Here is a 20156-nt window from a genome sequence, read left to right as displayed (position 1 = left end):
AAGGCGTGACTCGGTCAACTGTTGGCGAGCACGCGGGCAAACAGCACGTTGTTCTCCTTGTGAACGTGCATGTGTAAGTCGGATTCGATTTCTTCCAGGCCCGCCAGCATGGCCGTGTAGGTGGGACAAGCGTCAGGCGGAACGGTGTAACCGCTGGTGAGTTGCCGCAACTCGGCGAGCAGCTCACCGGCGCGGTCATGTTGCTTCATATTCTCGTTCAACGCGGCGTGCAGCTCCTGCGAGATGGGACCGCCGGCCCCGTTGCGCGCAAGGATTTCCGGGAACAATGCCGTCTCCTCGGTGCGCAGGTGCGGCTCGACCTTATGGCGTAGCTCGTCGAATGCTTCTCGCACCCGGGCCAACTCGGCGTGGTTTGGGCCATGGACCGTTGCCACCTTGTCCACCAGTGCCGACATCCGCGGAAACTCCTCCCAGAGGAACCGGTGGTGGCTGGCGAGAATGTGCTCGATCAATGCCGGATCATCGAGATCTGCCCAACCGGCCCGCGGGCCGGGCTCTTCGGCGTTCAACGCGGCGAGGAGTTCACCCGCATCGATCTGTGCTGCGGTACACGCGTCACCCAGCGGCCGTTGGCCGTTACAGCAGTAATCGATACCGAAGCGTTCCAGAATCCGAGTGCGGGAGGGATCCGCGGTAACGATGTCGCCAACGATGGTGTCGGAGGTGTAGCTGGCCATCGGAACTTCCTTCGCTCGTCGCAACGCTCCGCCGATTCAAGAGCCCGACGGGGCGCATCAAAAAGCTTAGGATTTGGCGGCGTTAATTCTTAGGGGCCCGACCGGTGACATGACCCACAGGCATGAGATGACTAAAGCCTCTAGTGGCCGAGCCGTCCGCGGCCCATCCGCAGCAGCAGCATGGCCAGGTCCTTGCCGTCGGGACCGAGCTCGCTGTACCGCTCGATGACTTTCATCTCGCGACTGTGCACCAAGCGCGTCCCGCCGGAGGCCATCCGGACTTTGCCGATCGCCTGGGAGACCTCGGTGCGACGCTTGACCGCGGCCAGGATCTCGGCATCCAGGCGGTCGATCTCATGCCGCAGCTCATCGATATCGGAAAGCTGCTCGGTGTCTGTAGTCATGGGTTGTGACTCCGCATTCTCGCTGTTGGTGGCTTCTGATCTCATCCGTGTCCGGGCCTCACACAACAGACGAGCCCCGGATCGCAGATGCGGACCGCGGGGCTCTGGGAAGCAGCTAGACCACGGGCACCGCTGTCCGGTACCCGTAGAAAAATCGATGCTGCGTGTAGAGCACGAATTGAAGTGTGCCACTAACGGTCGTGCCAGCGCAAAAGGTGTCACCGAACGGCGGTAAGTTTGGACGCATATGACCGCGCACGTTGCCGACGCCGAAGCAGACCAACTCCTCGACGGGCTCAACCCGCAGCAGCGCCAGGCCGTGCTGCACGAAGGTTCGCCGTTGCTGATCGTCGCGGGCGCAGGATCCGGCAAGACCGCCGTCTTGACGCGACGGATCGCCTACCTGATGGCCGCCCGCGACGTCGGCCCTGGTCAGGTTCTGGCCATCACCTTCACCAACAAGGCCGCCGCCGAGATGCGCGAGCGGGTGATCCAGCTGGTCGGCCCGCGCGCCCGCTCGATGTGGGTGTCGACGTTCCATTCGACCTGCGTGCGGATCCTGCGCAACCAGGCCGCGCTGGTCCCCGGCCTGAATTCCAACTTCTCGATCTACGATGCCGACGATTCGCGGCGGCTGCTGCAGATGATCGGCAAGGACATGGGGCTGGACATCAAGCGGTATTCGCCGCGGCTGCTGGCCAACGCCATCTCCAACCTGAAAAATGAGCTGATCGACCCGCAACGGGCGCTGTCGGATCTCTCCGAGGAATCCGACGACCTGGCCCGCACCGTGGCCGCCGTCTACTCCGAATACCAGCACCGGCTGCGGGCGGCCAATGCGCTGGACTTCGACGATTTAATCGGGGAGACCGTCGCAGTGCTGCAAGCCTTCCCGCAGATCGCTCAGCATTACCGCAGGCGGTTCCGGCACATCCTGGTCGACGAATACCAGGACACCAACCACGCGCAATACGTGCTGGTGCGTGAACTCGCCGGACACGGTACCGACGACGACGTGCCGCCCGCAGAGCTTTGCGTAGTCGGCGACGCCGACCAGTCGATCTACGCCTTCCGCGGTGCCACGATCCGCAATATCGAAGATTTCGAACGCGACTACCCGAACGCCACAACGATTCTGCTGGAACAGAATTACCGCTCGACGCAGAACATCCTGTCAGCGGCGAACTCGGTGATCGCGCGGAACGCCGGGCGCCGCGAGAAGCGGCTGTGGACCGACGCCGGCGAGGGCGAGCTGATCGTCGGCTATGTCGCCGACAACGAACACGACGAGGCACGCTTTGTCGCCGAGGAAATCGACGCGCTGGCGCAGAACGGTGAGATCACCTACAACGATGTGGCGGTTTTCTACCGGACCAACAACTCGTCGCGGTCACTCGAAGAGGTGTTCATCCGGGCCGGGATCCCGTACAAAGTCGTTGGCGGAGTGCGGTTTTACGAGCGCAGAGAGATCCGCGACATCGTCGCCTACCTGCGGGTGCTGGACAACCCGGGCGACGCGGTGAGCCTGCGCCGTATTCTCAACACACCGCGCCGGGGGATCGGTGACCGCGCCGAGGCCTGTGTGGCTGTGTACGCCGAGAACACCGGGGCTACTTTTGCCGACGCGCTGCAGGCCGCCGCGGACGGCAAAGTTCCGATGCTCAATTCCCGTGCGGTCAATGCGATCAAGGGCTTTGTCGACATGCTCGACGAGCTGCGGGGCCACCTTGATGGTGATCTGGGCGAGCTGGTCGAGGCGGTGCTGGACCGCACCGGCTACCGCACGGAGCTGGAATCCTCCAGCGACCCACAAGATCTTGCCCGACTGGACAACCTCAACGAACTCGTCAGCGTCGCACACGAGTTCGCGACCGATTTGGCCAACGCCGCGGCACTCGAGGATGCTCCCGACGACGAAGACGTGCCCGACACCGGTGTGCTGGCGCAATTTCTGGAACGGGTTTCGCTGGTCGCCGATGCCGACGAGATCCCCGAACATACCGCCGGCGTGGTGACGTTGATGACGCTGCATACCGCCAAAGGGCTGGAGTTTCCGGTCGTGTTCGTGACCGGGTGGGAGGACGGGATGTTCCCGCATATGCGGGCATTGGGCGATCCAACCGAGCTCTGCGAGGAGCGGCGGCTGGCTTATGTCGGTATCACCCGGGCACGGCAGCGGCTTTATCTGAGCCGGGCAAAGGTCCGCTCGTCGTGGGGACAGCCGATGCTCAACCCCGAGTCGCGGTTCTTGCGCGAGATCCCGGAGGACCTCATCGACTGGCGGCGCACCGACCCCGCGCCGACGTTCAGCGCACCGGTGAGCGGCGCCGGCCGGTTCGGGCCGGCGAGGCCGTCACCGGCCCGCGCGTCGTCGAGCAAACGCCCGCCGCTGGTGTTGCAGCCCGGTGACCGGGTATCGCACGACAAGTACGGATTGGGCCGGGTGGAGGAAGTCTCCGGGGTCGGGGAATCGGCGATGTCGCTGATCGACTTCGGCAGCTCGGGCCGAGTCAAGCTGATGCACAACCACGCCCCGGTCACCAAGCTTTAAGCCCGCGCGGGCTAACGCTGAGGCAGCCAGCGTTTGGTTTCCGGGTGCATTGCCAACACCGCGCTGGCGACCGGCAGCACCCACAGCGTGTGCACAATCCACGCGACGTGCGCGCCGGCGATGAAGATGCCGAGATACGTCAGCACCGCGACCACGGCGCCGGCCACGATGAGGTGGCGGCCGAGCGTCCGCCGCCGCAACAGCATGATCACGCCCGACACGGTGGCCAGCGCGAACACCAAGGCGAGAAACGCGACCGCGACGCAAAACAACCGATCGGATTGCCACCAGCCCGCGATCAATTCGGTGGCCACCACCGACGTGGCCCAGCCGCTGACGATGCTGACGGCGGCAGCTGCGATGGCTACCCGGCTGGCTGGTACCTCCCCAGTCTGGGTGCCGGCGCCGGGGCGCTGGGCGGGGTAGCCGCTGGGGGTCGGGGGTTGGCGCGGGATGTGGGTGGTGCGGGCATCGTCTGCTATCGCCGGGAGCGGCGTGGTGGGCGCTCGGCGGATGATGCGAGTCCGGGGCGCTTCGTCGTGGGATGTTGTCACCTCAGGCCTTCCTGTGGTGTCCTCGGGTGGCGGTGTGGCCGTGGCGGCGTTCGCAGCGTCGCCGTCGCGAACAGGACCATCAGATCGATGGTAGGCGCACTATCGCCGGATCGGCTTGGCCACCGGCTTGGCCACCGATCAACCGGCGAAGCTGCCGAGGCTGAGGCCCCGCTTGGCTAGCCACGGCACCGGGTCCACCCGGTCCGAGCCGCCCAGCAACACCTCGAAATGCAGGTGCGGTCCGGTGGAATTGCCGCGGTTGCCCATCGTGGCAATCTGATCGCCGGCCATCACCCGTTCACCGACACTGACGGTGGTGGTGTTGACGTGACCGTAGAGCGTCACCGTCCCGTCGGCGTGGCGCAGTTTGACCCATTGTCCGTAGCCGGCAGTTGGGCCGGCGTCGATGACGATCCCGTCGGACACCGCCACGATCGGGGTCCCGATCGAGTTCGCGATGTCGATACCGGCGTGCAGCACTCCCCACCGGTAGCCGAAATTGGAGGTGAATAGGCCCTTGGTCGGCATGACGTACAGCGGCTGCTGCAGTCGGGCCTCGCGTTGTGCGCGTTCGGCCGCAAACGCGACGCCCTTGGCCAATTCCGCGTTGTGCACCGCTGCGCTGGCAGCAGGTTGCACGGTGACCATTTGCATGCCCCGCGGCGAGGTGGTGATCGGCCCGCCGTTGATCGCTGAGGCGTCGGCGGCCAGGACGGTTTCGGCGTTGGCAGTGTCGGACGGATGCGTCGCAGAGTGCGCGGCCGCAGCAGCGGCCCCGGCGGCCATCGCGGTGATCAACACCCGGCCGCGCACCGCACTGCTCGGCTGCTTGCGGTGCTGCCCGCGCCGCCAGGGCTGGTCGGTGCCGTCGATTCCATTGGGATGACTGCGTAGCTCGAACCGGTGGCGGTCGGTGCGGGCCTCGTCCGGCGTCGACCGGTGCCTGCTGGGGCGGGCCAGTTGTAGCGGGATCAGATCGTCGGTGTCGTCGAGGTCGTCCAACTCGGGTGCCCGCAGCACCGCTGCTTCGGTGTCGAAGACGCTGTTGTCACAGAAGTCCAGGTCATCGAGGTTGTCGAGTTCCCCGAACTCGTTGAACGGGATGATGTCGGTGACTTCGTTGCGGTCGAAATCTGACCAGCGGTCGCTTGATCCGCGGGAGTCTCCTAAGGCAGGAGACCGGGCGGAAAGGTGCTGGGTCAACCTGGAATGTCCCTCGGGTCGTAACCATAACGTTATCTGGACCCTGAGACGTTAACCGCAGACCGGCAGAGCTGGCAATCCCGCGCCAAAGATCCGCCCGGGATTGTGACTTGAATCACGCAACCCGCGCGGTGAGATCTACCACATCGGCGGATGCCGACGATGGAACCTTCCGGCCCTGTCGATACAGTTCCCGCAAGCGGGGTTCGGGAAACCCGACCCGTGGACACAAAGGCCGACACATAGAAGTGAGCCCATGGATCTTTTCGAATACCAGGCGAAGGAATTGTTCGCCAAGCACAACGTGCCCACCACGCCCGGCCGGGTCACCGCCGACGCCGACGACGCGAAAGCGATCGCGCAGGAAATTGGTCGCCCGGTGATGGTCAAAGCGCAAGTCAAGACCGGTGGTCGCGGTAAGGCCGGCGGCGTGAAGTACGCCGCGACGCCCGAGGACGCCTACACCCACGCCAACAACATCCTCGGTCTGGACATCAAGGGCCACATCGTGAAGAAGTTGCTGGTCTCGGAGGCCAGCGATATTGCCGAGGAGTACTACATCTCCTTCCTGCTCGACCGGGCCAACCGCACCTACCTGGCGATGTGCTCGGTGGAGGGCGGTATGGAGATCGAGGAAGTGGCCGCGACCAAGCCCGAGCGGCTGGCCAAGGTGCCCGTCGACGCGGTCAAGGGCGTCGATCTGGCGTTCGCACGCTCGATCGCCGAGCAGGGTCATCTGCCGGCCGAGGTTCTCGATGCCGCCGCAGTCACTATCCAGAAGCTCTGGGAGTGTTTCGTCGCCGAGGACGCCACCCTGGTCGAGGTCAACCCGCTGGTGCGCACCCCCGACGATCAGATCCTGGCGCTGGACGGCAAGGTGACGCTCGACGGCAACGCCGACTTCCGCCAGCCCGGGCATGCTGAGTTCGAGGACCGCGACGCCACTGACCCGCTGGAGCTGAAGGCCAAGGAGCACGACCTCAACTACGTCAAGCTGGACGGACAGATTGGGATCATCGGAAACGGCGCCGGCTTGGTGATGTCGACGCTGGACGTAGCCGCTTATGCCGGCGAGAAGCACGGCGGCGTGAAGCCGGCGAACTTCCTGGACATCGGCGGCGGCGCGTCCGCTGAGGTGATGGCGGCCGGCCTGGACGTCATCCTGGGTGACCCGCAGGTCAAGAGCGTGTTCGTCAATGTCTTCGGTGGGATCACCGCATGCGATGCGGTGGCCAGTGGCATCGTGTCGGCGCTGCAGATGCTGGGTAACGCCGCCACCAAGCCGCTGGTGGTTCGGCTCGACGGCAACAACGTCGAGGAGGGCCGGCGCATCCTGGCCGAGGCCAACCACCCGCTGGTGACGCTGGTGGCCACGATGGATGAGGCCGCCGACAAAGCCGCCGAGCTGGCGAGCTGAAAGGACCACACGACATGGCTATCTTTTTGACCGCAGACAACAAGGTCATCGTTCAGGGCATCACCGGCAGCGAGGCCACCGTGCACACGGCCCGGATGCTGCGGGCCGGCACCCAGATCGTCGGTGGTGTCAACGCCCGTAAGGCCGGCACCACCGTCACCCATGAGGACAAAGGCGGCAGGGTCATCAAGCTGCCGGTCTTCGGCTGTGTCGCGGAGGCCATGAAAGAGACCGGCGCCGACGTCTCGATCATCTTCGTGCCGCCCAAGTTCGCCAAGGACGCGATCATCGAGGCCGTCGACGCCGAGATTCCGCTGCTGGTCGTCATCACCGAGGGAATTCCGGTGCAGGACAGCGCATATGCCTGGGCCTATAACGTGAGCAAGGGCAACAAGACCCGGATCATCGGCCCGAACTGTCCCGGGATCATCACCCCCGGCCAGGCGTTGGTTGGGATCACGCCGGCCAACATCAGTGGGCCCGGTCCGATCGGCCTGGTGTCGAAGTCGGGCACGTTGACCTATCAGATGATGTTCGAGCTGCGTGACTTCGGGTTTTCCACCGCGATCGGCATCGGCGGCGACCCGGTGATCGGCACCACTCACATCGACGCCATCGAGGCGTTCGAGAAGGATCCGGAGACCAAGGTCATCGTGATGATCGGCGAGATCGGCGGCGACGCCGAGGAACGCGCCGCCGACTACATCAAGGCCAACGTCTCCAAGCCCGTCGTCGGCTACGTCGCCGGGTTTACCGCACCCGAGGGCAAGACGATGGGGCACGCCGGTGCCATCGTGTCCGGTTCGTCGGGCACCGCGGCCGCCAAGAAGGAAGCCCTGGAGGCGGCCGGCGTCAAGGTCGGAAAAACGCCATCCGAGACCGCGGCGCTGGCCCGGCAGATCCTGCAGAGTATGTAGGTCCGGTTGACTATCGACCCGCGGACTCCCGTCGTCGTCGGTGTCGGGCAAGCCGCCGAACGGATCGACGACTCGTACTACCGCGCGATGTCAGCCGTGGAGCTGGCCGCCGCCGGGGCCCGCGCCGCGCTGGACGATTGCGGCGCCGACGTCGCCAAGGTGGCCGCGGCGATCGACACCGTCGCGGGCGTGCGCCAGTTCGAGATCTCCGGACCGGCTCAGCCGGTGTTGGGCAAGTCGAACAACTACCCACGCTCGGTGGCCAATCGGATCGGCGCCGACCCGGCCCGGGCGATTCTGGAGGTGGTGGGCGGGCAAGGCCCGCAGCACCTGATCACCGAATTGGCCGGCGGGATCGCCGCCGGCCAGGCCGAGGTCGTGTTGATCTTCGGGTCGGACGCGACGTCGACGACGCGCTACTTCGCCTCGGCCGACAACCGCCCGGATTTCACCGAAACGGTCGAGGGCTCGTTGGAAGACCGCGGCTACGGCATCGAGGGACTCATTAGCCGCTACACGGTGGTGCACGGCTTGGTGGATGCGCCCACTCAGTATGCGTTGCTGGAGAATGCGCGACGGGCCAGGACGGGACTGGGACCGGCCGACTATTTGCGACGAATGGGTGAGTTGTTCGCGCCGTTTTCCAATGTCGCTGCCGACAATCCGTTCGCCGCTGCGCCGGTGCAGCGCGATGTCGAGGAACTGATCACCGTCACCGAGAGCAACCGGATGATCTCCGAGCCGTATCCGCGGCTGCTCGTCGCCCGTGACCAGGTCAACCAGGGTGCGGCCGCACTGTTGATGTCGGTGGAGGCCGCGCGCAAACTCGGTGTGCCCGAAGAGAACTGGGTCTACCTGCACGGCCATGCCGATATGGAAGAACAGAGCCTGCTGGATCGGCCCGATCTCGGGCATGCCCCGTCGGCGGTGATGGCGGTGCGCGAAGCGCTGGCGGTCGCCGGCATCGGCATCGACGACATCGCCACGTTCGATTTGTACAGCTGCTTCCCGGTGCCGGTATTCAACATCTGCGACGGGATAGGCATTGCACCCGACGATCCGCGCGGGCTGACCCTCACCGGCGGCCTGCCGTTCTTCGGCGGGGCCGGCAACAACTACTCGATGCACGGTGTGGCCGAGACCGTCGCGCAGATGCGCAGTCGGCCAGGGCAATTCGGTCTGGTCGGCGCCAATGGCGGCATCATGAGCAAGTACTCGGTCGGGGTCTACTCGACCACCCCGGTGGGATGGAAGACCGATGGCAGCGCGCAGCTGCAGGCACAGATCGCCGCAGCGCCCACGGTGGCGGTGACCGAGCAGGCCGAGGGGGCCGGCACCGTCGAGACCTACACGGTCCGGCGCGACAAGGGCCGGTTGACCGGGATCGTCATCGGCCGCTTAACCGCCAACGACAGCCGGTTTTTGGCCACCACCGAGGACGACGACTTGATCGCGCTGCTCACCGACGGCGACCCGCTCGGACAGTCGGTTTCGGTGCGCGCGTTCGATTACGGCAATCGCTGCACACTCGCCTAACTCTTTTCCGCGAGCGTGCATGTTCCCGGGATTCGCCGCGGCGTGTCGACCGGGGACACGCACGCTCGCACTAAACGGAAGCGGCCAGCTTCCCGGCCAACCGCTCTACGTAGGCGGCCACCTCGTCTTCGGAACGGTCCGGCAAGCCGAACAGCACCTCGGTGACGCCCAGTTCGGCCCAGTGGGCCAACTTCTCGGGCACCGGCTTGAAGTCCAGCGCCACAATCTGCGGCGCCCCGTCGCGGCCCGCGGCCGCCCAGGTGTCCTGCAACAGCTTCACCGGCTCGTCGATGTCGAAGTCCCGTGGGGTGGTGATCCAGCCGTCGGCGCTGCGCGCGATCCACTTGAAGTTCTTCTCAGTGCCAGCCGCACCCACCAGCACCGGGATATGCGACTGCACCGGCTTGGGCCAGGCCCAACTGGGCCCGAAGTTGACGAACTCACCCTGATAGGCGGCTTCCTCCTCGGTCCACAACGCCCGCATCGCCTCGAGGTACTCGCGCAGCATCGTGCGGCGCCGGCCGGGCGGCACACCATGGTCGGCGAGTTCGTCGGTGTTCCAGCCGAATCCCACGCCGAGGCTCACCCGGCCGCCGGACAGATGGTCCAGGGTGGCAATAGATTTGGCCAGCGTGATCGGATCGTGTTCCACCGGCAGCGCCACCGCTGTGGACAACCGGACCCGTGAAGTGACCGCGCACGCCGCGCCCAAACTCACCCACGGATCCAATGTGCGCATGTAGCGGTCGTCGGGCAACGACTCGTCGCCGGTGGTCGGGTGTGCCGCCTCGCGCTTGATCGGGATGTGCGTGTGTTCCGGGACGTAGAAGGTGTGGAAGCCATGATTTTCAGCGAGGGTGGCGGCCGCGGCCGGGGAGATACCACGGTCACTGGTGAATAGCACAAGCCCGTAATCCATGCCTGAATTAGAACGTGTTCCAATCCAGCGGGCAACCGCGGGGGTGACAGATTGACACGCGAGGGGCGCAGCGCCTTCACCAGTCGGTGCGCTAGCGTGGATGATCGAATCGCGTCGCAACGCCGCGCCAGCCGTCACGGCGTTCATGGAGCGGTCCGACGTAGCGCCGCGGGGAGCGGCGCGTGGCAGTTACAAGCGCCGCACGACAGTGGGGCCGGAACAGCACTGGAAGCACAGGAGAAGCCATGACCTACTCGCCCGGCAGTCCCGGATATCCGCCCGCTCAGTCACAGGGCTCCTACGGGGCATCCACACCGTCGTTCACGAAATCCGATGACCACGCGAGCAGTTTGGGCCTTTACCTGACCATCGCGGTGGCGGCCCTCGGCTTGGCGAGCTACTTGGCGAGCTTCGGCACGATGTTCAATGTCGACTCCGACGTCGGTCCGGCTGTACCGGTTTCCGGCGACATCGGAATCGGGATCCTCGCGGCGCTGGTGGCCGCGCTGCTCGCCGCTGTCAGTTTGGTGCCCAAGGCCAAGAACTACGCGGCGGTGGTCGCGGCGATTGCGGTGTTGGGCGCGCTCACGGCGATCAAAGAGACGCTCAGCACGCCGAGCGGTGTGTCGGCCGCCTGGGCGCTGTGGTTCATCCTGGCCTGCGGCGTGATCCAGGCGATCGTCGCGGTCGTCGCGCTCCTGCTGGAAGCGGGCGTCATCACCCCGCCTGCGCCGCGACCCAAGTACGACCAGTACGGCGGTCACTACGGCCAGTACGGCGGACAGTCCGGTTACTACGGCCAGCAGCAGGGCCACTACCAGCAGCAGCACAGCCCGCAGTCGCCCCAGGGCTACGGATCGCAGTACGGCGGCTACCCGTCGTCGCCGTCGACCGGCGGTTTCAGCACAGTTGGCCAGCAGACCGGCCCGCAACAGCAGCAGCAGTCTTCGCAGCAGGGCTCCCAACACGGGCCGGCCACGCCGCCCACGGGCTTCCCCAGCTACGGCCAACCGCCGTCGAGCGGTTCGGGGTCCCAGAGTTCAAGTCAGGGGAGCTCCGGCAGCCAAAGCGGTTCGGGACAGAGCCAGCAGTCGTACGGTCAGGGACAGCAACCGCAGTCTCCGTCATCAGGCCCGTCTCAGTCCTGACGGGCGCAGCGGGTCGCCACCGGGAGTATGTGGTGATCGACAGCGCGACGACGACGAGCGCAGCTGGTTAGCAACGTGCGCGAAGAGTGACGTGGGTGGCTGACAATCCAGCGGCGGGCGCCCGCCAGGCCCGTGACCTGTTGCGGGTGGCGTTCGGCCCGGCTGTGATGGCACTGGTCATCATCGCCGCGGTGACGTTGCTGCAGTTGCTGATGGCCAACAGCGACATGACGGGCGCGTTGGGCGCCATCGCGAGCATGTGGCTGGGCGTTCACCAGGTGCCGATCTCGATCGGCGGCCGTGAACTCGGTGTGATGCCGTTGTTGCCGGTGCTGCTGATGGTGTGGGGTGCTGCCCGCACCACGGCGCAAGCCACGGCCGGCACGGCGTCGTGGTTCGTTATCCGCTGGATAGTGGCGTCAGCGCTGGGCGGGCCGCTGCTGATCGCGGCAATCTCGTTGGCCGTCATCCACGATGCCGCCTCGGTGATCACCGAACTGCAAACGCCGAGCGCGCTGCGGGCGTTCGTAAGCGTGCTGGTGGTGCACGGCATCGGCGCGACGATCGGGGTCGGTTCCCGGGTGGGCCGCCGGGCCTTGGCTGTTTCGTCGTTGCCCCACTGGCTGTTTGATTCGCTGCGCGGCGCGGTCGCGGGCATGCTGGCGTTGCTGGGTCTATCCGGGGTGGTGACGGCCGGCTCGCTGATCGTGCACTGGGGAACGATGCACGACCTTTATGCGATCACCGATTCGATATTCGGCCAGTTCAGTCTGACCGCGCTGTCGGTGTTGTATGTGCCCAACGTCATCGTCGGGACCGCCGCAGTCGCGGTCGGATCCAGTGTCCATCTGGGATTCGCGACGTTCAGCTCGTTCACCGTGTTCGGTGGCGACATCCCCGCCCTGCCGGTTCTGGCTGCGGCTCCCACCCCGCCGTTGGGGCCGGCGTGGGTCGCGCTGCTGATCATTGGTGCATCCTCCGGCGTGGCGGTCGGCCAGCAATGCGCACGCCGCCCGCTTCCGGCGTTGGCGGCAGTGGCCAAGTTGTTGGTTGCAGCTGTGCTCGCGGCGCTGACGATGGCACTGCTGGGTTACGCGGGCAGTGGGCAGTTGGGCAACTTCGGCGCTGTCGGCGTCGACCAGGCCACCTTCGCCGTCGCGGTATTCCTCTGGTTTGCGATCGTGGGATTGATCACGGTGGTGATGGCCGGCGGGGTCAGCCGCCGGCCCCGCAAGCCCAAAACCGTACCGTCTACCGCCGAGCCCGACGACCGGCCTCGGAGACCCAAAACCGTACCGCCTGCCGCCGAGCCCGACGACCGACCAGACCTGCCGGACCAGGCGCAGGTTGATTCCGTCGTCGAATCCGCCGCCGACGAGCCCGAAACACCGACCGATACGGGCGACCTGCCGCCAGACCCGGCCTGAGGCTCGGTTGTCCAGCTACGCTCAGCCTGTGCAGCAACCACTCCATGTGCCTCCCAGCGCGCCGGCACGGCTGGTGGTTCTGGCGTCGGGTACCGGTTCGCTGCTCGAGTCACTGCTCGGCGCCGCCGTCGGAAACTACCCCGCCCGAGTGGTCGCTGTCGGGGTGGATCGTGCGTGCCGGGCCGCCGAGGTCGCCACCGCAGCGGCGCTGCCGATCTTCACCGCCCGGCTCAAGGACTGCCCGGACCGTGACGCTTGGGACGCCGCGCTCACCGAAGCCACCAAAGCGCATTCGCCCGACCTGATCATCTCCGCCGGATTCATGAAGATCCTTGGACCGCAGTTTCTTTCACGGTTTTCGGGCCGCATCGTCAACTCGCACCCGACCCTGCTGCCGGCGTTTCCCGGTGCGCACGGGGTCGCCGACGCGCTGGACTACGGGGTGAAGATCACCGGCTGTACGGTGCACCTGGTCGACGCCGGCACCGACACCGGGCCGATACTTGCTCAGCAAGCCGTTGCGGTGCTCGACGGTGACGACGAGCAGACCCTGCACGAGAGAATCAAGGTGACCGAGCGGCAGCTGTTGGTGGACGTGGTGGCCGCGGTGGCAACCGGCGGCGTGACGTGGAGCGGACGAAAGGCGATTATCGGGTGAGCAACGACGGGAGACGGCCGGTCCGTCGCGCATTGATCAGCGTCTACGACAAGACAGGACTGATCGACCTGGCCCGCGGTCTGCACGCCGCCGGCGTCGACATCGTCTCGACCGGCTCGACGGCGAAAACGATTGCAGACAAGGGTATTCCGGTCACACCGGTGGAGGATGTCACTGGCTTTCCGGAGGTGTTGGACGGCCGGGTCAAAACCCTGCACCCGCATGTGCATGCCGGGTTGCTCGCCGACCTGCGCAAGCCGGAGCACGTCGCGGCCCTCGAGCAGCTTGGGATCGCCGCCTTCGAGCTGGTGGTGGTCAATCTGTATCCGTTCGGCGAGACGGTGGACTCCGGTGCCGGCGTCGACGAATGCGTCGAACAGATCGATATCGGCGGACCGTCAATGGTGCGGGCCGCAGCCAAGAATCATCCCAGCGTCGCAGTAGTCGTCGACCCCCTCGGCTATGACGGCGTGCTCGCCGCGGTGACCAACGGCGGATTCACTCTCGCCGAGCGGAAGAAGTTGGCGTCCTTGGCATTCCGGCATACCGCCGACTACGACATCGCGGTCGCCAGCTGGATGGAGTCGACGCTGGCGCCTGAGCGGCCACAGACGTCTTTCCCGGAGTGGTTCGCCGGGTCGTGGCGGCGCTCGACATTGCTGCGGTACGGCGAGAACCCGCATCAGCAGGCGGCGCTCTACACCGATGACGGTGGCTGGCCCGGGCTGGCGCAAGCCGACCAGCTGCACGGAAAAGAGATGTCCTACAACAACTTCACCGACGCTGATGCCGCCTGGCGGGCGGCGTTCGACCATGAGCAGACCTGTGTAGCGATTATCAAACACGCCAACCCGTGCGGGATCGCGATTTCCTCGGTTTCGGTCGCCGACGCGCATCGCAAAGCCCATGAGTGCGACCCACTCAGCGCGTTCGGTGGAGTGATCGCGGCCAACACCGAAGTCAGCGTCGAGATGGCCGAATTCGTCAGCACCATTTTCACGGAAGTGATTGTGGCGCCGGCCTATGCGCCCGGTGCCGTCGACGTGCTGGCGCGCAAGAAGAACATCCGGGTGCTGGTAGCTTCCGAGCCGCTTGGCGGCGGCACCGAGGTGCGGCAGGTCAGCGGCGGACTGCTGATGCAGCAACGTGACCGCCTCGACGCGGCGGGGGACAACCCGGCCAACTGGACGCTGGCAGCCGGCTCGCCGGCCGGCCCAGCAACGTTGGAAGACTTAGTGTTTGCGTGGCGTACCTGTCGCGCGGTGAAGTCCAATGCGATCGTGGTCGCCGCCGACGGGGCCACGATCGGTGTGGGTATGGGTCAGGTCAACCGCGTCGACGCGGCCCGGTTGGCTGTCGAGCGCGGCGGGGAGCGGGTGCAGGGTGCGGTCGCAGCTTCCGACGCGTTCTTCCCGTTCCCGGACGGGCTGGAGACGCTGGCCGCCGCAGGGGTCACGGCGATCGTCCATCCTGGCGGCTCGGTTCGCGACGACGAGGTGACCGCCGCCGCGGCCAAAGCCGGCGTGACGCTGTATCTGACTGGCGCGCGGCACTTCGCGCACTAGCTTGGCCGCCGGCTGGCCACTTATGACACACGAATCGCCAAAACCCGTGCAATAACTGGCCACTCGGCGCGGGGGGCGGGGGCTTAGGCGCTGGCTTCGTCCGGGACGGTCGTCACGTAGCGGATGAATCCGGCGACCTCTTCGACCGCGCGGCGGGCGTCGGGGTTGACGTCGAAGCTGAGCTGGAACATGTGCATGGACTTGTGCCACTCCTGCAGCCACACCGGCACCTCGGCTGCCCGCAACCGCTCGGCCAGGGTCCGGGCGTCGTTGAGCAGCATCTCGTGGGTGCCGACTTGCAGCAGGCACGGGCCGAGCCCGCGCAGGTCTGCTTCCGGCGGCATTACCGGTAGCGGGCGGGTGCCGTTGACGGTGGCGAACACGTCGTAGATGAACTTGACCGTCATGAACGGAAACATCACGTCGCGGTGGTTCTTGAGGGCGCGGTATTTCAACTCCATGTCCGACGACGTCAGCGGTGACAGCAGCGCCTGCCCGGCCGGCACCGGCAGCCCGGCGTCCCTGGCCGCCAGCGCGGTCTGGGCGGCCATCAATCCGCCGGCCGAATCTCCGGCCACCACAACGTGTTCCGCGGAAAATCCGCGGGATAGCACGTACCGGTAGGCGTCGAGCCCGTCAGACACCGCGTCTTCAATGCCAACCTGCGGGGCCAGCCGATAGCCCACATTGAACACCTGGGCGCCGGTGGCAGCTGACAGCTTGCTGACGAAGCGGCGGTGTGAATTCAGGCCCAGGGTGACCAGCGCCGAGCCGTGGAAGTAGACGATGACCCGCTCAGAGCCCCGTGCCGAGTCAGCGACGACCCACTCGGCCGAGCAGTGCGGCAGCCGCACCGCAGTGACTTCGGTGTCCGGCAGCGGCGGAATCACCCGCAGCGGCTTGTCGATGACGTCGAGGCGGGCGCGCTGCAGCGCATCCGGGCGGAAGCGGTTGACGATCATGCCCACGACAGTCATGACCGTCAGCACTGGCCGGACGAAGATCGCCGTCAACAGGGCAAGCAGGCTCTGCTGCCAGCAGGCCGGCCCGAAGTGCGCGGTCGCGGGACGATCACGCCAATCCAGCAGGTTCACGGGACCAAGGGTATCGGGTAGCTGGGGAGGTCCGACAAAACGGCGGGATTCGACGTGCCATGTCGCTCGTCGCGGCGCCGTCGTAGCGTGGAGTGGTGACCGCACCGACCCATCTGCCCCGCACCGTCGGCGAACTGCGCGCCGGCGGGCACCGCGAGCGGGGAGTCAAACAGGAAATACGGGAAAATCTGCTCACCGCGCTGGCCGAGGGTGACGACATCTGGCCGGGGATCCTGGGCTTTGACGACACCGTGTTGCCGCAGCTGGAACGCGCGCTGATCGCCGGCCATGACTTCGTCCTGCTCGGCGAACGTGGCCAGGGCAAGACGCGGCTGCTACGGGCGCTGGTGGGGTTGCTCGACGAGTGGACACCGGTGATCGGGGACGCCGAACTCGGTGAGCATCCGTACTCGCCGATCACCCCGGAGTCGATCCGGCGCGCCGCCACCCTGGGCGACGACCTGCCGGTGGAGTGGCGACACCGCAGCGAGCGCTACACCGAGAAGCTGGCCACCCCGGACACCAGCGTGGCCGACCTGGTCGGCGACATCGACCCGATCAAGGTCGCCGAGGGACGCAGCCTCGGTGACCCCGAGACCATCGCCTACGGCCTGATCCCCCGGGCGCACCGCGGCATTGTCGCGGTCAACGAGCTGCCCGACCTGGCCGAGCGCATCCAGGTGTCGATGCTCAACGTGATGGAGGAGCGCGACATCCAAGTGCGTGGCTACACGCTGCGGCTGCCGCTGGATGTACTGGTGGTGGCCAGCGCCAACCCGGAGGACTACACCAACCGCGGCCGGATCATCACCCCGCTCAAGGACCGGTTCGGCGCGGAGATCCGCACGCACTATCCGCTGGAGCTCGACGCCGAAGTGGGCGTCATCGTGCAGGAGGCGCACCTGAGTGCCCAGGTGCCCGACCATCTGACGCAGGTGATCGCGCGGTTCGCCCGCTACCTGCGCGAATCCCACTCGGTCGATCAGCGCTCCGGCGTCTCGGCGCGGTTCGCGATCGCGGCGGCCGAGACAGTGGCTGCCGCCGCTCGCCATCGCGGCGCGGTGCTGGGTGAGACGGACCCGGTGGCCCGGGTGGTGGATCTCGGCACGGTGATCGACGTGCTGCGCGGCAAATTGGAGTTCGAGTCCGGCGAGGAAGGCCGCGAACAGGCCGTGCTGGAACACCTGTTGCGCCGCGCCACCGCCGACACCGCGTCGCGCGCGCTCGGCGGCATCGACGTCGGCCCGTTGGTGGCCGCGGTCGAGGGTGGTTCGGCGGTGACGACGGGTGAGCGGGTGTCGGCCAAGAACGTGTTAGCGGCGCTGCCCGATTTGCCGGTGATCGACGCGGTCGCCAAGCGGCTGGGCGCGGAATCCGAGGGTGAGCGTGCCGCAGCGCTCGAATTGGCCTTGGAGGCATTGTATTTGGCCAAGCGCATCGATAAGGCATCCGGCGAAGGCGAAACCGTCTATGGCTAGAGGCCATTCGTCGCGGTACTCGGCCTACACCGGTGGGCCGGACCCCCTTGCTCCGCCGGTGGACCTGCGCGAGGCGCTGGAGCAGATCGGGCAAGACGTGATGGCAGGCACCTCGCCACGCCGGGCGTTGTCCGAGCTGCTGCGGCGGGGCACCAAGAATCTGCCTGGGGCCGACCGGCTGGCTGCCGAAGCCAACCGACGCCGACGGGACTTGTTGCGCCAGAACAATTTAGACGGCACATTGCAGGAGATCAAGAAGCTTCTCGACGAGGCGGTGCTGGCCGAGCGCAAAGCATTGGCCCGCGCCCTCGACGACGACGCACGCTTCGGCGAGCTGCAGCTCGAGGCGCTTTCGCCGTCGCCGGCGAAAGCCGTCCAAGAGCTCTCCGAGTACAACTGGCGCAGCGGTGAGGCTCGCGAAAAGTACGAGCAGATCAAGGATCTGCTCGGCCGTGAGATGCTCGACCAGCGCTTCGCCGGGATGAAGCAGGCATTGGAGGGCGCTACCGACGAGGACCGTCAGCGCGTCACCGAGATGCTCGACGACCTGAACAACCTGCTCGACAAGCACGCCCGGGGCGCGGACACCCAGCAGGATTTTCAAGACTTCATGAACAAGCACGGCGAGTTCTTCCCGGAGAACCCGCGCAACGTCGATGAGCTGCTCGACTCGCTGGCCAAGCGGGCCGCCGCCGCGCAGCGGTTCCGCAACAGTCTCAGCGCGGAGCAGCGTGCCGAGTTGGATGCGTTGGCGCAGCAGGCATTCGGATCGCCGGCATTGATGCAGGCGCTGGACCGGCTGGACATGCACCTGCAGGCAGCCCGTCCGGGCGAGGACTGGACTGGGTCGTCGGAGTTCTCCGGCGACAACCCACTGGGCATGGGGGAGGGCGCGCAGGCGTTGGCCGACATTGCCGAGCTGGAACAACTGGCCGAGCAGCTGTCGCAGAGCTACCCGGGCGCGACGATGGACGATGTCGACCTCGATGCGCTGGCCCGCCAGCTCGGCGACCAGTCGGCCATCGACGCGCAAACGCTCGCCGAGCTGGAACGCGCGCTGGTCAACCAGGGCTTCTTCGATCGCGGTTCGGACGGCCAGTGGCGGCTCTCGCCCAAGGCGATGCGGCGACTGGGCGAGACAGCGTTACGCGATGTGGCAGAACAGCTTTCCAGCCGGCGCGGCGAGCGGGATCACCGGCGTGCCGGCGCGGCCGGCGAACTGACCGGCGCGACCCGGCCGTGGCAGTTCGGTGACACCGAGCCGTGGAATGTCACCCGCACGCTGACCAACGCGGTGCTGCGGCAAGCCGGCACCGCAACCGCCGATGGGCCGATCCGGATCACCGTGGACGACGTCGAGGTCTCCGAGACCGAGACCCGCACGCAAGCCGCGGTCGCGCTGCTGGTCGACACCTCGTTTTCGATGGTGATGGAGAACCGGTGGTTGCCGATGAAGCGAACGGCACTGGCGCTCAACCATCTGGTCGGCACTCGGTTCCGCTCGGATGCGTTGCAGATCATCGCCTTTGGCCGCTACGCACGAACGATGACTCCGGCCGAGCTGATGGGCCTGGAGGGTGTCTATGAGCAGGGCACCAACCTGCACCACGCATTGGCGCTGGCCGGTCAGCATCTGCGCCGCCATCCCAACGCGCAGCCGGTCGTGCTGGTGGTCACCGACGGCGAGCCGACCGCCCATCTGGAGGGAATCGACGGGGAGGGCGCGGCAGTATTTTTCGACTATCCGCCCCACCCGCGGACCATCGCCCACACCGTGCGCGGATTCGACGACTTGGCCCGGCTGGGCGCGCAGGTGACGATCTTCCGACTGGGCAGCGATCCTGGCTTGGCCCGGTTCATCGACCAGGTGGCGCGACGGGTGGAGGGCCGGGTCGTGGTGCCCGACCTCGACGGGCTGGGCGCCGCAGTGGTGGGTGACTACCTACGGTCCAGGCGACGGCGGTAACCCTGCTCAGCACTAGCGCTGAGCTTTACGGTTCTTCCGCTTGATGCCCACACCGCCCCACAGCGAGAAGCCGCGAACCTTGACCGTCGGGGCACCGGGTGATCCGTCGCCGCTGACCTTCTGATCGAATCCACCCATCACGCCGTGCCCGTGGATATCGACGTTGACTTCCGGCGGCAACAGGATTGTTTGCCCGCCCATGATCGAGTAGGCGCGGATCTCCACCTCGGTGGAGGTGAAGTCGGCGTAGCGCAGATCGACCACTCCACCGCCCCACAGCGCGAACGTCGTCAACTTCTTGGGCACGTTCCACCGGCCGCGGCGCTCGAACGCGCTCATGATCGCCAGCAGCAGCGTGGACGGCGCGGGTTGGCAATCGCCGCCTCGGCACGGACTCACCGACGATCCGACTAAGTCGGAGTGCAGGCGGTCCAATTCTGCGTATGTCTTGGCCGCGTACGCCTTGGTGAGCCGATCTTCGTAGTCGCTCATCTGCAGCCGACCCTGAGCTGCGGCTTCGGTGAGCAACTGGGCGACCTGGATGCGGTCGGTTTCAGCGGCGCGCGGCAGACCGCTCCGCTCGCCGCGCGCGCCTGGCTGCGCTGAATTGCTCATCACTTA

17 protein-coding genes are annotated in these 20156 nt (G+C 66.5%); 10 read left to right on the top strand and 7 right to left on the bottom strand.

Annotated features, from left to right (window positions below; genetic code table 11):
• Window positions 1-14 precede the first annotated feature (14 nt).
• Together ric and AC5Y49_RS11445 are read right to left on the bottom strand one after the other, a co-directional pair.
• Window positions 15-698, bottom strand: a complete 684-nt coding sequence (gene ric / locus AC5Y49_RS11450; protein ID WP_499887017.1) for an iron-sulfur cluster repair di-iron protein — start codon at window positions 696-698, stop codon at window positions 15-17.
• A gap of 140 nt (window positions 699-838) precedes the next feature.
• Window positions 839-1147 carry a chorismate mutase gene (locus tag AC5Y49_RS11445; RefSeq protein WP_499887015.1) on the bottom strand — a complete coding sequence of 103 codons (309 nt, stop codon included), beginning with the start codon at window positions 1145-1147 and terminating at the stop codon, window positions 839-841.
• Window positions 1148-1349: 202 nt separating this feature from the next.
• On the opposite strand from AC5Y49_RS11445, the gene pcrA reads away from it, so the two are divergent.
• Window positions 1350-3653 carry a DNA helicase PcrA gene (pcrA, locus tag AC5Y49_RS11440; protein ID WP_499887013.1) on the top strand — a complete coding sequence of 768 codons (2304 nt, stop codon included), beginning with the start codon at window positions 1350-1352 and terminating at the stop codon, window positions 3651-3653.
• 11 nt (window positions 3654-3664) lie between these two features.
• Here the strand turns inward: pcrA and AC5Y49_RS11435 are convergent, their stop codons facing one another.
• Together AC5Y49_RS11435 and AC5Y49_RS11430 are read right to left on the bottom strand one after the other, a co-directional pair.
• Window positions 3665-4207, bottom strand: coding sequence for a hypothetical protein (locus AC5Y49_RS11435; RefSeq protein WP_499887011.1), 543 nt, complete (start codon window positions 4205-4207; stop codon window positions 3665-3667).
• A gap of 138 nt (window positions 4208-4345) precedes the next feature.
• Window positions 4346-5410: a M23 family metallopeptidase gene (locus tag AC5Y49_RS11430; RefSeq protein ID WP_499887009.1), complete on the bottom strand. Its 1065-nt coding sequence runs from the start codon at window positions 5408-5410 to the stop codon at window positions 4346-4348.
• A gap of 256 nt (window positions 5411-5666) precedes the next feature.
• Between AC5Y49_RS11430 and sucC the strand changes: the two genes are divergently transcribed.
• From sucC to AC5Y49_RS11415, 3 genes are read left to right on the top strand one after another with little or no spacing between them, the layout of a single operon-like run.
• A complete protein-coding gene (gene sucC / locus AC5Y49_RS11425; protein WP_499887007.1) occupies window positions 5667-6827 on the top strand; it encodes an ADP-forming succinate--CoA ligase subunit beta in 1161 nt (386 codons plus the stop codon).
• Between the two features lie 14 nt (window positions 6828-6841).
• The gene (gene sucD, locus AC5Y49_RS11420; RefSeq protein ID WP_499887006.1) at window positions 6842-7744 is read left to right on the top strand and encodes a succinate--CoA ligase subunit alpha; all 903 of its coding nucleotides are present in this window, start codon (window positions 6842-6844) and stop codon (window positions 7742-7744) included.
• 6 nt (window positions 7745-7750) lie between these two features.
• Window positions 7751-9280 carry an acetyl-CoA acetyltransferase gene (locus AC5Y49_RS11415; RefSeq protein WP_499887004.1) on the top strand — a complete coding sequence of 510 codons (1530 nt, stop codon included), beginning with the start codon at window positions 7751-7753 and terminating at the stop codon, window positions 9278-9280.
• Window positions 9281-9350: 70 nt separating this feature from the next.
• On the opposite strand, the gene AC5Y49_RS11410 is transcribed toward AC5Y49_RS11415, so the two are convergent.
• A complete protein-coding gene (locus AC5Y49_RS11410) occupies window positions 9351-10199 on the bottom strand; it encodes an LLM class F420-dependent oxidoreductase (protein WP_499887002.1) in 849 nt (282 codons plus the stop codon).
• A 245-nt stretch (window positions 10200-10444) separates the two neighbouring features.
• Between AC5Y49_RS11410 and AC5Y49_RS11405 the strand changes: the two genes are divergently transcribed.
• The 4 genes from AC5Y49_RS11405 (at window position 10445) to purH (ending at window position 14997) form a co-directional block, all read left to right on the top strand.
• Complete coding sequence (locus AC5Y49_RS11405) at window positions 10445-11347, top strand: DUF5336 domain-containing protein (protein ID WP_499887000.1); 903 nt, start codon at window positions 10445-10447, stop codon at window positions 11345-11347.
• Between the two features lie 95 nt (window positions 11348-11442).
• On the top strand, window positions 11443-12774 hold the full coding sequence (locus tag AC5Y49_RS11400) for a cell division protein PerM (protein WP_499886998.1): 1332 nt from the start codon (window positions 11443-11445) through the stop codon (window positions 12772-12774).
• Between the two features lie 28 nt (window positions 12775-12802).
• Entirely contained in the window at window positions 12803-13432 is a 630-nt protein-coding gene (gene purN, locus AC5Y49_RS11395; RefSeq protein WP_499886996.1) for a phosphoribosylglycinamide formyltransferase, read from the top strand.
• Entirely contained in the window at window positions 13429-14997 is a 1569-nt protein-coding gene (purH, locus tag AC5Y49_RS11390) for a bifunctional phosphoribosylaminoimidazolecarboxamide formyltransferase/IMP cyclohydrolase (RefSeq protein WP_499886994.1), read from the top strand. Before purN ends, purH begins: the two co-directional genes overlap by 4 nt.
• An 83-nt stretch (window positions 14998-15080) precedes the next feature.
• Here the strand turns inward: purH and AC5Y49_RS11385 are convergent, their stop codons facing one another.
• Window positions 15081-16091, bottom strand: coding sequence for an alpha/beta hydrolase (locus AC5Y49_RS11385; protein ID WP_499886993.1), 1011 nt, complete (start codon window positions 16089-16091; stop codon window positions 15081-15083).
• A 92-nt stretch (window positions 16092-16183) separates the two neighbouring features.
• On the opposite strand from AC5Y49_RS11385, the gene AC5Y49_RS11380 reads away from it, so the two are divergent.
• Both AC5Y49_RS11380 and AC5Y49_RS11375 read left to right on the top strand, forming a co-directional pair.
• On the top strand, window positions 16184-17569 hold the full coding sequence (locus tag AC5Y49_RS11380) for a sigma 54-interacting transcriptional regulator (RefSeq protein WP_499886991.1): 1386 nt from the start codon (window positions 16184-16186) through the stop codon (window positions 17567-17569).
• Window positions 17562-19535 (top strand): vWA domain-containing protein, encoded by a 1974-nt coding sequence (locus AC5Y49_RS11375; protein ID WP_499886989.1) that lies wholly within the window; start codon window positions 17562-17564, stop codon window positions 19533-19535. Before AC5Y49_RS11380 ends, AC5Y49_RS11375 begins: the two co-directional genes overlap by 8 nt.
• Before the next feature lie 12 nt (window positions 19536-19547).
• On the opposite strand, the gene AC5Y49_RS11370 is transcribed toward AC5Y49_RS11375, so the two are convergent.
• Window positions 19548-20150 (bottom strand): DUF1707 SHOCT-like domain-containing protein, encoded by a 603-nt coding sequence (locus tag AC5Y49_RS11370; protein ID WP_499886987.1) that lies wholly within the window; start codon window positions 20148-20150, stop codon window positions 19548-19550.
• Window positions 20151-20156: the final 6 nt, after the last annotated feature.

The organism is Mycobacterium sp. NGS62 (assembly GCF_059812285.1).
This window is presented reverse-complemented; position numbering and strand designations above follow the sequence as displayed.

Coding starts and splice junctions, on each gene's coding strand:
- AC5Y49_RS11410 (WP_499887002.1), bottom strand. CDS start 10,199: ATGGATTACGGGCTTGTGCTATTCACCAGTGACCGTGGTATCTCCCCG.
- ric (WP_499887017.1), bottom strand. CDS start 698: ATGGCCAGCTACACCTCCGACACCATCGTTGGCGACATCGTTACCGCG.
- pcrA (WP_499887013.1), top strand. CDS start 1,350: ATGACCGCGCACGTTGCCGACGCCGAAGCAGACCAACTCCTCGACGGG.
- AC5Y49_RS11405 (WP_499887000.1), top strand. CDS start 10,445: ATGACCTACTCGCCCGGCAGTCCCGGATATCCGCCCGCTCAGTCACAG.
- AC5Y49_RS11445 (WP_499887015.1), bottom strand. CDS start 1,147: ATGAGATCAGAAGCCACCAACAGCGAGAATGCGGAGTCACAACCCATG.
- AC5Y49_RS11375 (WP_499886989.1), top strand. CDS start 17,562: ATGGCTAGAGGCCATTCGTCGCGGTACTCGGCCTACACCGGTGGGCCG.
- sucC (WP_499887007.1), top strand. CDS start 5,667: ATGGATCTTTTCGAATACCAGGCGAAGGAATTGTTCGCCAAGCACAAC.
- sucD (WP_499887006.1), top strand. CDS start 6,842: ATGGCTATCTTTTTGACCGCAGACAACAAGGTCATCGTTCAGGGCATC.
- AC5Y49_RS11370 (WP_499886987.1), bottom strand. CDS start 20,150: ATGAGCAATTCAGCGCAGCCAGGCGCGCGCGGCGAGCGGAGCGGTCTG.